Here is a 12,036-nt window from a genome sequence, read left to right as displayed (position 1 = left end):
AGGGCTGTCAGCCGCCTCCGGCGAGGGCCTTGACGACCCGTGAGGGTGAGGGGCGGCCGAGGTGGCCGGCCATCCACGTGCTGGTCTCGACCAGGGCAGCGAGGTCGACACCCGTCCGGACGCCCGCGCCGTCGAGCGCCCAGACGAGGTCCTCGGTCGCGAGGTTGCCCGTGGCGCTCTTGGCGTAGGGGCAGCCGCCGAGCCCGCCCGTCGAGGCGTCGACCACCGTGACACCGTGGCGCAGGGCCGTCATCGTGTTCGCGAGCGCCTGGCCGTAGGTGTCGTGGAAGTGCACCCCGATGCGGTCAGCGCCGACCCCCCGCGTGTCGAGGGCATCGAGCAGCCGGCTCACGTGGCCCGTGGTCCCGACGCCGATCGTGTCGCCGAGCGAGAGCTGGTCGGCCCCGAGGTCCATGAGCCGGACTGAGACGTCGACGACCTGGTCGATGGGCACCGGGCCCTCCCAAGGGTCGCCGAAACACATCGACACGTAGGCGCGCACCCAGAGCCCCGACTCGCGCGCGCGCTGGACCACGGGGGCGAACATCTCGATGGACTCGGCCACGGAGCGGTTCAGGTTCTTGCGCGCAAAGGTCTCGGTGGCGCTGCCGAAGATGGCGATCGCACCGACCCCCGCCGCGAGGGCGTTGTCGAGCCCGCGCTGGTTCGGGACCAGGACGGGACGCCGCAGGCCGAGGCCCTCCTCGCCGAGGGCGGAAAGCACCTCGGTGGCGTCGGCGAGCTGGGGCACCCACGCCGGTGGCACGAAGGAGGTCGTCTCGATGGTCTCGAGCCCGGCAGCCGCCAGGCGGCGGATGAACTCCACCTTGACCATCGCCGGAACCACGGTCTTCTCGTTCTGCAGGCCGTCCCGGGGGCCGACCTCGTAGATGGTCACCCGCTCGGGCAGCTCAGGGTTGGCCTCGCGCTGCGGCAGTCCGGTACTCACCCCCTGATAGTGCCATTCCCGGACCTGGCGACCCCAGCCGCGCGGCAGGAGTTAGATTTGGCCCCTGCACCGGACCGAGCGAAGGACTGGCGATGAGCGAGACGCCGCACGACGAGAGCCCAGAGTTCCGCGACCCCACCGCTCCCAGCGAGCCCACGCCGCCGACCGACGACACGTCGGCCATCGAGACCTCCCACACCCAGCAGGTCCCTTCCGACGTCCCCGCGTCGCCCGCCCCGCCGGCGCCGCCCGCCCCGCCGGTGCCGCCCGGTCCCGGCGCGCCGGCATACGGCCCGCCCCCCACGGCCCAGAACCCCTACGCCAACCCGTATGGCAACCCCGTCGGCCAGGTCCCTCCCCCGCCGCAGAACCCCTACGGCGCACCCGCGTACGGCGCCCCGACCTCGGGCGCCGGCCTGGCCTACGGATCCCCCGCCTACAGCCCGCCCCAGACCATCAGCGGCAACACGATCGCCCTGCTCGTCGTGTCGGGCCTGCTGACACTGGGCTGCGGGTTCGGCCTCGTGGGCCTGATCCTCGGCATCATCGCCGCTGTCCGCAAGGACGAGCCCGCCACCTCGGCCAAGCTCACCAAGTGGGGCTGGATTGCGCTCGTCGTGTGCTTCGTGATCGCGGTGGTCGTCGCGATCGTGATCGCGCTCGTCGTTGCGACGAACAGCACCTCCTCGACCTACAGCCCGGGGGCCTAGCCCGTGCCCGACGGCCCCCTGATCGTCCAGAGCGACAAGACGTTGCTCCTGGAGGTCGACCATCCGCGCGCGGAGGAGGCCCGCCGGGCAATCGCCCCGTTCGCCGAGCTCGAGCGCGCCCCCGAGCACATCCACACCTATCGGGTCACCCCCCTCCGGACTCTGGAACGCCCGGGCCGCCGGCCACGACGCGGAACAGGTCGTCAACGCCCTCATCACCCACAGCCGGTACGCCGTCCCGCACGCGCTGCTCGTCGATATCGCCGACACGATGGACCGCTACGGTCGGCTCACCCTCCTCAAGGACCCCGAGCACGGTCTGGTCCTGCGCACCACGGACCGCCCGGTGCTCGAGGAAGTGTTGCGGCACAAGAAGATCAAGCCGCTCATCGGCTCCCGCATCGACGCGGACCGCGTGCTCGTGCACCCGTCCGAACGCGGCCACCTCAAGCAGGAGCTGCTCAAGGTGGGCTGGCCGGCCGAGGACGAAGCCGGGTACGTCGACGGCGAGGCACACCCCATCGACCTCGACACGTCGACCTGGTCGCTGCGGCCCTACCAGCAGCAGGCGATTGACGGCTTCTGGCACGGCGGCTCCGGCGTGATCGTGCTGCCCTGCGGCGCCGGCAAGACGCTCGTCGGCGCCGGGGCGATGGCCCAGGCGAAGGCGACCACCCTGATCCTGGTCACCAACACGGTCTCGGCTCGCCAGTGGCGCGACGAGCTGCTCAAGCGCACCTCGCTCACCGACGAAGAGATCGGCGAGTACTCCGGCGCGCGCAAGGAGATCCGGCCGGTCACCATCGCGACGTACCAGGTGCTGACGACCCGTCGCAAGGGCGTCTACACCCACCTCGACCTGCTCGACGCCCGCGACTGGGGCCTGGTCGTCTACGACGAGGTCCACCTGCTCCCCGCACCCATCTTCCGCATGACCGCAGACCTGCAGGCCCGGCGACGGCTCGGCCTCACGGCGACGCTGGTCCGCGAGGACGGTCGCGAGGCCGACGTCTTCTCCCTCATCGGGCCGAAGCGCTTCGACGCCCCGTGGAAGGACATCGAGGCGCAGGGCTACATCGCGCCGGCCGACTGCGTCGAGGTCCGGGTCACCCTCCCCGACAGCGAGCGCCTTGCGTATGCCGTCGCCGAGCCGGAGGACCGCTACCGCCTGTCCTCGTGCAGCCCGGTCAAGATCCCCGTCGTGGAACGCATCGTCGAGCGGCACCGCGGCGAGCCGACGCTCGTGATCGGCCAGTACCTCGACCAGCTCGACGAGCTCGCCCAACGCCTCCGGGCCGACGTCATCACCGGCGAGACGCCCGTGTCGCAGCGGCAGAAGCTCTTCCAGGCCTTCCGGGTCGGCGAGATCGACCTGCTCGTCGTGTCCAAGGTGGCGAACTTCTCCATCGACCTCCCCGAAGCAAGCGTCGCGATCCAGGTGTCCGGCACCTTCGGGTCCCGCCAGGAGGAGGCGCAACGACTGGGTCGGGTGCTGCGTCCCAAGGGCGACGGTCGCACCGCGCACTTCTACACCGTCGTCGCCCGTGACACGGTCGACGCCGAGTTTGCCGCGCACCGCCAGCGGTTCCTCGCCGAGCAGGGCTACGCCTACCGCATCGTCGACGCCGACGAGTTCGTCGCTCCCGCCGAATGACAGGCTGATTCCCAGAGCGCATACAGCGAACTCTCAGCATCAGGCCCGAGACTGGCGGCGTGACCACTGCCCAACCAGAGGCCCGCCTCCTCGTCGTCGAGGACGAGCCCAACATCCGTGAGCTGCTCGCCACCTCGTTGCGCTTCGCCGGTTTCGAGGTGCACATCGCGGGTGACGGCGCCACCGCGCTGCACCTGGCCAACAGCCACGAGCTCGACCTCGTGGTGCTCGACGTCATGCTCCCCGACATGGACGGGTTCACGGTCACCCGCAAGCTGCGCGACACCGGTCGCCGACTGCCCATCGTCTTCGTCACGGCGCGCGACTCCATCGACGACAAGATCAAGGGGCTCACGGTCGGTGGCGACGACTACGTCACCAAGCCGTTCAGCCTCGAAGAGGTGGTCGCCCGGATCCGCGCGGTGCTGCGCCGAACCCGTGGCGAGATCGACGACAGCGCCGCCTTGCGGTTCGAGGACCTCGAGCTCGACGAGGACTCCCACGAGGTGATGCGGGCGGGGCGCACGATCGACGTCTCGCCGACGGAGTTCAAGCTGCTGCGCTACCTCATGCTCAACCCCAACCGCGTCCTGTCGAAGGCGCAGATCCTCGACCACGTGTGGGACTACGACTTCCGGGGCGAGAGCGGCATCGTGGAGTCGTACATCTCCTACCTGCGCCGCAAGATCGACGTCGACGGCGTGCCGCCCCTGATCCACACCAAGCGTGGGGTGGGGTACGTCCTGCGTCGACCACCGGAGGCCTGAGCCGTGACGACCGCGGTCACGCGACGCCTCGAAGCGCTCCCCCTGCGCCTGCGGCTCATTGCGATCATGGTCGTCCTGCTGCTGGCCGCACTGACGCTGACCGCGTCGGCGACCGCGGTCCTCATGCGCCGCGACCTGACCACTCGCGTCGACCAGGACCTGCAGCGGGCCTGGCCGAGCGTCGCCCAACAAGCTCTCGACACCCTGGTGCGCCAGCAGGGCGCCGCCCGCCTGCCCAGTGGGTACGCGGTCGTCTTCTACCCAGCTGACGGGGCGAACCCGCTCGAGCTCGACCCCACCAGCGAGCAGCTTCGTCCCGACCTACCCGCCAAGCTCCCGCTCACGAGCGCGCACGTCCGCTCGGGTGCACCGTTCACCATCGGCTCCGGCGGCGGCAACTCGTGGCGGGCGATCGCCGGCCGGACCAGGGACTTCTCGGCCACCTTCATCGTGGCCGTCCCGCTGTCCAGCGTCGACCGCACGGTCGGCCGGCTGGTGCTGGTCGAGCTGCTCATCGGCGTGAGCGTCCTCCTGGTCTGCGCAGGCGTCGGGTGGTATGCCGTGCACCGCGCCTTCCGACCCCTCCGACAGATCGAGGACACCGCCGCCGCCATCGCCGACGGCGACCTGACCAGGCGCATCCCGACCCGGACCGCCAAGGACGAGGTCACCTCCCTGTCCCGGTCGCTCAACGTCATGCTGGCCCAGATCGAGCAGTCCTTCGCCGCCCGAGAGGCCTCCGAGGACCGGATGCGCCAGTTCGTCGCCGATGCCTCGCACGAGCTCCGGACTCCGCTCGCCGCAGTGCGCGGGTATGCCGAGCTGTACCGCCAGGGCGCGGTGCGTGAGCCCTCCGACGTGGCCAGCGCGATGTCCCGCATCGAGGGTGAGGCCACCCGCATGGGTGGCCTGGTCGAAGACCTGCTCGTGCTGGCGCGCATTGACGACCAGCGCCCGCTGCAGTTCGGTCAGGTCGACCTGACCGTTCTCGCGGCCGACGCAGCGCAGGATGCGCGCGCCATCGCACCGGACCGTTCCATCTCGGTGGTCGGGCTCGACGGCCCGCTCGGCCCGACGGTTGCCGCCGGCGACGAGGCCAAGCTGCGCCAGGTGGTGGCGAACCTCATGTCCAACGCCCTCAACCACACTCCGCCGCGGTCCCCGATCGAGGTCGCCGTGGGCACGAGGGACTCCGGCGCGACGGCCGCACTGGAGCTGCGCGACCACGGGCCGGGGGTCGACCCCGACAAGGCGCGCAAGGTGTTCGAGCGGTTCTACCGGGCCGACCCGTCCCGCGTCCGCGGCCAGGGCGGAGGCAACGGCCTCGGCCTGGCCATCGCCGCAGCCATCGTCTCCGCGCACCACGGTCGCATCGGGGTCGCCCCGACTCCTGGCGGCGGCGCCACGTTCCTCCTGCAGCTGCCCACAGGTAACTCTCAGGTGGACCCCAGAACTTCTTGACGTTGGGTGGCTTGACTGTGGTCACCAAGCCAGACCGAGGAGCATCCCCATGACTCAGACACACCAGGACACCCAGTCCCCGCAGGGCGAGCCCACCACACCAGTCTGGTTCGGCCACACCCAGGAACTTTCCCAGGAGCACGCGGCCTTCGGCGGCGCGCCCTCGGGTGAGCCGCCGGCATACCCGCCGGTCTTCCAGCCACCGGCTGGGCCGCCCCCCTCCTTTCCCACTCGGGACGGGGCAGAGCCTGCCCAGCCGGCCAATCGGCGTCGATGGACGGAACTCACCGCCGTCGCGGCGCTTGCCGCCCTGCTGGCCAGTGGCGGCACCTATGCCGTGACCCAGCTGGACACCTCGCAGACCTCCTCCGCTGCGAGCTCGTCCACGCTGGGTCGCGGCACGGACGCCGGGCCGGTGGTCCAGGCCAACGCGAACACCCCGAACTGGACCGCGACCGCGGCTGCCGTGGCGCCCAGCGTCGTGTCGATCACGGTCGACTCGGGTCAGGCGTCCGCCCAGGGCTCGGGCGTCGTCATCGACCGCAAGGGCCATGTGCTCACCAACAACCACGTGGTCAGCGGCGTCGGCCAGGGCGCGACCATCACGGTCACGCTCAAGGACGGGCGCACCTACAAGGCCACCGTGGCTGGCACCGACCCGAGCACCGACCTGGCCGTCATCACGCTGACCAACCCGCCGTCCGACGTCAGGCCGGTCGCCCTCGGCAACTCCGAGGACCTCAAGGTGGGCGACCCGGTCATGGCCATCGGCAACCCGCTCGGACTCGCCGGCACGGTGACCACGGGCATCGTCAGCGCCCTGAACCGCCCGGTCACGACGCAGGCGGACACCCCGCAGGGCCAGAACCCGTTCGCCCCCGGCAGCGGCACGAGCAGTGACTCGGGGCAGGTGGTGACCAACGCCATCCAGACGTCTGCGGCGATCAACCCGGGCAACTCCGGTGGCGCCCTGGTCAATGCCAGCGGCCAGCTCGTGGGCATCAACTCCTCGATCGCGTCGCTGGGCTCGTCCGGCTCGGGGCAGAGCGGCAGCATCGGCATCGGCTTCGCGATCCCGGTCAACGAGGCCAAGAGCATCGCGGCCCAGCTCATCGCCAAGGGCAGTGCCGAGCACGCCTTCCTCGGCGTCACGCTGCAGGACGGCACGGCCTCCGACGGCTCCAGCCAGCGCGCCGGTGCCGAGGTCACGAGCGTCTCCGCCGGCACCCCCGCGGCCAACGCCGGACTGCGCAAGGGCGACGTCGTCATCGGAGTCAACAGCAACTCGGTCGACTCCTCGCTCGCCCTCGTCGCGAACGTCCGCGAGCTCTCCGTCGGCGACAAGGTCACCCTCACCGTGCTGCGCGCGGGCAAGCAACTCACTCTGACCACCACGCTGGTCGCCAAGTCCGCCACCACCCAGTGACGGACTGACGCACCACACGACGTCCGTCGGACGAGCAGACCCCTCGCCCGCCCGACGGCCACCGCCGACGTGCGGACGGCGGTGCAGACGGTGGGTCCCCGGGATGCCCCTTCTCCGGTGGACCCACCGTCGCTTTATGCGTTCGACGGCGGGCCCCGGGACTGGCAAGGTGGACCCTTGTGTCTGCTGCCCCCGAGCTCGAGCGAGAGCAGGACTACCTCCGTCAGGCTCGGGCGGAGCTGGCGCGGATGCGGGAGCAGACCCTCTCCCTGAAGATCCAGGCCCACGACCCGATCTCGGCCGAGCACCTCGCCCGGACCCTGCACCTTCGGGCCGCCTCCCTGCAGGACGACCCGTCCACGACGTTGTTCTTCGGTCGGATCGACACCGACTCGGCCGAGCGCTGGTACATCGGCCGCCGGCACGTGGCCGACGCGAGCGGGGACCCGCTGGTCATCGACTGGCGGGCCCAGATGTCCACCGCCTTCTACCGCGCGTCGCGCACCGAGCCGATGGGGGTGGTGCTGCGGCGCCGGTTCGGCCTCGACCGGGGAGCACTCACCGCCTACGAGGACGAGCACCTCCAGGACCGTGCCGAGCACGAGGTCCACAGCCAGATCCTGGCGGAGGAGATCGAGCGGCCCCGCGTCGGTCCCATGCGCGACATCGTCGCCACCATCCAGCCGGAACAGGACCAGATCGTCCGGGCCGGCGCCGAGCAGACCATCTGCGTCCAAGGCGCACCCGGCACCGGCAAGACCGCCGTCGGCCTGCACCGGGCGGCGTGGCTGCTCTATGCGTTCCGCGACCGGCTGGCGCGTTCCGGGGTGCTGGTGATCGGCCCCAACCGTGCCTTCCTCGAGCACATCGGGGCCGTGCTGCCAGCTCTCGGCGAGGTCGCCGTCGGCCACACGACGATCGAGGAGCTCGTCGCGTCGGTGGCCGTCCGCGGCGAGGACTCGACCGAGACCGCGGTGCTCAAGGGTGACGCCCGGCTCGCCGACGTCCTGCGGTATGCCGTGTGGTCGGCGGTGCGCCCCGCCACCGAACCGCTCGTGGTGCCGCGCGGCGTGCGGAAGTGGCGCGTGCCGGCCTACGAGGTGAACGAGGTGCTCGACGAGCTCAAGACGCGAGGGGTTCGCTACGACGCCGCACGCCAGATGCTGCCGCAACGGCTCGCGCACTCCGTCCTGCTGCAGATGGAACGCGCCGGGGACTCACCGGACGATCGCGTGCAGGACCAGATTGCCCGCTCTGCCGTCGTGAAGCGGTACGCCCAGTCGCTGTGGCCCGCACTGGACGCGAAGGCGGTCCTGTTCTCCCTGCTGTCCGAGCCGGAGGAGCTCGGTCGCCACGCGAAGGACGTCCTCACCGACGCCGAGCAGAAGGCCCTGTTGTGGAGTACGGCGCCGCGCAGCAAGGGTGCGGCGCGATGGTCGCGCGCCGATGCCGTGCTCCTCGATGAGCTGGGTGACCACATCACGCGTACGCCGTCGCTGGGTCATGTGGTGCTCGACGAGGCGCAGGACCTGTCCCCCATGCAGCTGCGGGCCGTCGGGCGCAGGTGTTCTACGGGCGCAGCCACGGTGCTGGGCGACATCGCCCAGGGGACCACCCCGTGGGCCACTGACTCGTGGGAGGCCTCGCTCGCCCACCTGGGCAAGCCGGGCAGCCACGTCGAGGTGCTGGACCGTGGCTTCCGGGTGCCGGCGAGCGTCATCGAGTACGCCGCGCAGCTGCTGCCTCGCATCGCGCCCGGGCTGGGTGCGCCGGTCTCGGTGCGTGACAACCCCGGTCGCCTCGAGGTGGTCGCCGTCGACGCTGCCGAGCTCCTGACGGCCACAGCCCGGCACGTCCGCGACGAGCTGGCCGAGCCCGGTTCCATCGGCGTCATCGCGCCCGACGCCCTGGTCGGCGCGGTGTCGGACGCCCTGGCGTCCACGGGCATCGAACACGGTGTCCTCGGGCAGGACCACGGCGACATCGACCACCAGGTCGACGTGGTCCCGGCCACGGTCGCCAAGGGACTCGAGTTCGACCGTGTCGTCGTGGTGGAGCCTGCGGCCATCGCCAGGGCCGAACCCGACGAGCGCACCGGTCTGCGGCGGCTCTACGTCGTGCTGACCCGTGCCGTGTCCGCCCTGACCGTGGTCCACGCCGAGCCGCTGCCCGCCGACCTGGCCAGGACTGTCACACTCTGAGCGTGGCCGCCCTCGTGACATGGTGGACCCTCGACATCGCCGAGCTGGCTCCCGGCGCGCGTCCGGATGCCGCCAGGGCCATCGGCGCCGACCTCCTGCGCCGGCTCGAAGAACCACACCGCCGGTACCACACGACCCGGCACCTGGTTGAGGTGTTCTGGGCGCTGGAGGACCTCGAACAGGCTGGCGAGATCACCGCGGCTCAGGGCGCCATCACCCGGCTGGCCGGCTGGTTCCACGATGCGGTCTACGACCCGCGCGCGACGGGCGGCGAGAACGAGCTGCTCAGCGCCGAGCTCGCCAGCCGCGACCTGGCCGGGCTGGGCGTGCGGCCCGGGGACGTGGCGGCCGTGCGCGCCCTGGTCCTGGCGACCCAGTCCCATGCCCTGACGCGCGGCGGCCCCGCCGCGGCGTTCCACGACGCCGACCTCTGGATCCTGTCGGCGCCCCCTGACCGGTACGCCGAGTACACCGCACAGGTGCGCGAGGAGTATGCCGCCGTGCCCGACGAGGCCTTTCGGGCCGGCCGTGCGGCGATCCTGCGACCGTTCCTGGAGCGCACCTCGATCTATGCAACGGGCACAGCGCGCGAACGGTGGGAAGAGCGGGCTCGAGCCAACGTCACCGACGAGCTGGACGTGCTCACCGCCCGATAAGGCGTGATTGACGCGTGATTGTCTCGATTACGCAGTCGCTATCCACAGCATTTCGCTAACCACACATCAGTGTCGGTAGTCAAGCAGATATTCAAGGTTCGCATAGCTCGTTGCATCTCGTCGGGTCGGCTGTTTTGTTGGGGCGGGACAAAACCACACAGTCCGGGGGACGCATTGGATCTGCACTTGTTGAAGGCCTTCCTGGCGGTCGCCGAGGCAGGCTCGGTCTCCTCCGCGGCCGAGCAGCTCGGGTACTCCCAGCCCGGGCTGAGTCACCGGATCCAGACCCTCGAGCGCGAGCTCGGCTGCGTCCTGTTCCGTCGTCGCGGCAACGGCATGACGCTCACGCGCGAGGGGCAGATGCTGCTGCCTTATGCGCGGATGACCGTGGCCATGATGCGCGACGTCAACCAGGCCATCGCCGAGTTCCGCGACCTGCGACTGGCAGCACGCAACGCCCAGGAACGCAACGCCCAGGATCGCAACTCCCCGGACCGCAACTCCCCGGACCGCAACGAGCCCCGCGACTGATCGACACCAACGCGCCCGGCCACCCTGGACCCCTCACCCGGACTGCATGGCATGGGCGACCAGCGGCCACCAGAACCGTGAACCGGACAAGGCGGCGAACTGCTCGGGACTGACCCAGGCGGGAGCCACCGCGTCAGGTTCCGAGGCGTGCAGGTCCGTTCCCTCCTGGGCGATCGTCGCCCGAAAGAGCTGCATGCTGCCGCCCCGCTCGGGCCATCGACCACTCGAGACCGGCTCGAACCTCTCGAACCCCACCGCCCTCAGGTCGCTCGGCCGCAGCTGCACCCCGGTCTCCTCTGCCAGCTCGCGCAGGGCGCACCCGACCACCGACTCCCCGGGCTCGCGCCATCCCCCCGGCGAGCCCCACTCCGCGCGCCGCGGGCTGTAGACCGCGATGAACTTCCCCACCGCGTCGCTGACGACGACCATCGCTGCGAAAACCGACTCGTCGTCGAGGGGCCGCTCAGAGAGCCACAGCTCGACGTGAGCCACCGACCCGTCGGCGAACTCGACCGCCTCGACCCGGGCGAGCAGTTCGGTCACCGATGGTCCCCGTCGAGCAACAGCGGCCACCAGTGCCGACCCGACAGCGCCGCTCGCGCACCATCGGCGTCCAGCCACCTGCCGTCCACCGCCTCCTCGAGGACATCTCGTTCGACGAACACCGCAAAGCAGGCCTGCGGAGTCGGCCATGGATACTCCGGACCGGCCTTGGGCACGGTGTTGCGGACATACCCGAGCAGCTGCGGTGCGGCGTCACGGGACGCACCGAGGATCGAGTGGCGCAGCTCCTCCACCGCGTCGGCCGCGCCGGTGTCTCCAACCGGCCTCGAGGGCAGGTCCAGGCCGCCGTCAGGTCCCGCCACGGCCAGCAGGTTCTCGCCGCGGACCAACGCGAGCCGCACCACGACCGTGTTGGCGGGCACGGCCTCGTGGCGCGATGCGATCACGTCGACCCTCGAGCCCGGCGGCAGCCAGGGCGCGTCCGGCACCGAGCGGATCACCCGCTCTCGCGTGCGCTTCTGGATCCGTAGCCCGCTGTCGCGAAGGATGCGGGCGAGCTCGCGTCCCCCGACCGACCGGGCGCCCGCCGCCACCAGCGCGGCATGGCGCTCCTCGGGCACGTCGTAGTGGTCGCCCTCAAAGCCTCGAGGCGGAATCCCTTGTGCCGCAGCGAAGTCGTGCAGCTCGGCATACGACTCGTCGCTGATGAGGTGCGACCACAACCGGCCGTGCGCCGGCCACGCAGGGGGGTCGATCCAGATCGTCACCCGTCCGACGCTACTGCCTCGGCCCGGGCCTGTGGATAACCTCCACGTCCCGGGCCGGGGGTCGCCTACCGTCGAGGCACACGCGCGCCAGCACGGCCGCCACCCGAGAGGAGCCATCCATGTCAGCGCAGTTCCAGGTCGACACCGGCCGCATCAGCGCCGCTTCCGCAGACATCGCCCGCATCTCCGGCGAGATCGACAGTCAGGTCTCGGCCATGCTCGGCCGGCTGCAGGGTCTTCAGGACGCGTGGACCGGCACCGCGTCGGCCCGTTTCCAGACCCTGGTGGGCGAGTGGCAGGGCACTCAACGCCAGGTGCGTGCCTCGCTCGACTCGATCGGCTCGGTCCTCGCGGCGGCCGGGGCGCACTACGCCGAGACCGAGGCCCAGACGCTGCGCATGTTCAGCTGA

General features: G+C 70.9%; 11 protein-coding genes and 1 pseudogene. 9 read left to right on the top strand and 3 right to left on the bottom strand.

Translation table 11 applies throughout. The features are described 5' to 3' along the window. Nucleotides 1-7: 7 nt before the first annotated feature. On the bottom strand, nt 8-949 hold the full coding sequence (locus GKE56_RS15185) for a hydroxymethylglutaryl-CoA lyase (RefSeq protein ID WP_230209012.1): 942 nt from the start codon (nt 947-949) through the stop codon (nt 8-10). A 92-nt stretch (nt 950-1,041) separates the two neighbouring features. Here GKE56_RS15185 and GKE56_RS15180 point away from each other — a divergent pair, with 92 nt between their 5' ends. The 8 genes and pseudogenes from GKE56_RS15180 to GKE56_RS15145 all read left to right on the top strand — a co-directional run bounded on the left by GKE56_RS15180 (nt 1,042) and on the right by GKE56_RS15145 (nt 10,355). Beyond that, on the top strand, nt 1,042-1,659 hold the full coding sequence (locus GKE56_RS15180; RefSeq protein WP_154685256.1) for a hypothetical protein: 618 nt from the start codon (nt 1,042-1,044) through the stop codon (nt 1,657-1,659). A gap of 3 nt (nt 1,660-1,662) precedes the next feature. Continuing rightward, nucleotides 1,663-3,313 (top strand): annotated as a pseudogene (locus GKE56_RS15175) (DNA repair helicase XPB). 59 nt (nt 3,314-3,372) lie between these two features. After that, entirely contained in the window at nt 3,373-4,080 is a 708-nt protein-coding gene (locus tag GKE56_RS15170; RefSeq protein WP_154685255.1) for a response regulator transcription factor, read from the top strand. Between the two features lie 3 nt (nt 4,081-4,083). Then, the gene (locus tag GKE56_RS15165; RefSeq protein ID WP_230209011.1) at nt 4,084-5,541 is read left to right on the top strand and encodes a cell wall metabolism sensor histidine kinase WalK; all 1,458 of its coding nucleotides are present in this window, start codon (nt 4,084-4,086) and stop codon (nt 5,539-5,541) included. A gap of 49 nt (nt 5,542-5,590) precedes the next feature. After that, nucleotides 5,591-6,967, top strand: coding sequence for a S1C family serine protease (locus GKE56_RS15160; protein WP_154685254.1), 1,377 nt, complete (start codon nt 5,591-5,593; stop codon nt 6,965-6,967). A 179-nt stretch (nt 6,968-7,146) separates the two neighbouring features. Next, entirely contained in the window at nt 7,147-9,168 is a 2,022-nt protein-coding gene (locus GKE56_RS15155; protein WP_230209010.1) for an AAA family ATPase, read from the top strand. A gap of 2 nt (nt 9,169-9,170) precedes the next feature. Then, nucleotides 9,171-9,824, top strand: a complete 654-nt coding sequence (locus tag GKE56_RS15150) for a metal-dependent phosphohydrolase (RefSeq protein WP_154685253.1) — start codon at nt 9,171-9,173, stop codon at nt 9,822-9,824. A 186-nt stretch (nt 9,825-10,010) separates the two neighbouring features. After that, a complete protein-coding gene (locus tag GKE56_RS15145; RefSeq protein ID WP_195908158.1) occupies nt 10,011-10,355 on the top strand; it encodes a LysR family transcriptional regulator in 345 nt (114 codons plus the stop codon). Nucleotides 10,356-10,388: 33 nt separating this feature from the next. Here GKE56_RS15145 and GKE56_RS15140 read toward each other — a convergent pair whose 3' ends face one another. Both GKE56_RS15140 and GKE56_RS15135 read right to left on the bottom strand, forming a co-directional pair. Then, nucleotides 10,389-10,898 (bottom strand): NUDIX hydrolase, encoded by a 510-nt coding sequence (locus GKE56_RS15140; protein WP_230209009.1) that lies wholly within the window; start codon nt 10,896-10,898, stop codon nt 10,389-10,391. Then, a complete protein-coding gene (locus GKE56_RS15135; protein ID WP_154685251.1) occupies nt 10,895-11,626 on the bottom strand; it encodes a DUF4031 domain-containing protein in 732 nt (243 codons plus the stop codon). The genes GKE56_RS15140 and GKE56_RS15135 overlap by 4 nt, the downstream gene beginning before the upstream one ends. 119 nt (nt 11,627-11,745) lie before the next feature. Between GKE56_RS15135 and GKE56_RS15130 the strand changes: the two genes are divergently transcribed. Continuing rightward, a complete protein-coding gene (locus tag GKE56_RS15130; RefSeq protein WP_154685250.1) occupies nt 11,746-12,036 on the top strand; it encodes a WXG100 family type VII secretion target in 291 nt (96 codons plus the stop codon).

It is taken from the genome of Nostocoides sp. HKS02, assembly GCF_009707485.1.
Classification (GTDB): Bacteria; Actinomycetota; Actinomycetes; order Actinomycetales; family Dermatophilaceae; genus Pedococcus.
This window is presented reverse-complemented; position numbering and strand designations above follow the sequence as displayed.

Excerpts from the sequence above, each read along its gene's own strand:
- GKE56_RS15160 (WP_154685254.1), top strand. The coding sequence starts at position 5,591 with ATGACTCAGACACACCAGGACACCCAGTCCCCGCAGGGCGAGCCCACC.
- GKE56_RS15180 (WP_154685256.1), top strand. The coding sequence starts at position 1,042 with ATGAGCGAGACGCCGCACGACGAGAGCCCAGAGTTCCGCGACCCCACC.
- GKE56_RS15130 (WP_154685250.1), top strand. The coding sequence starts at position 11,746 with ATGTCAGCGCAGTTCCAGGTCGACACCGGCCGCATCAGCGCCGCTTCC.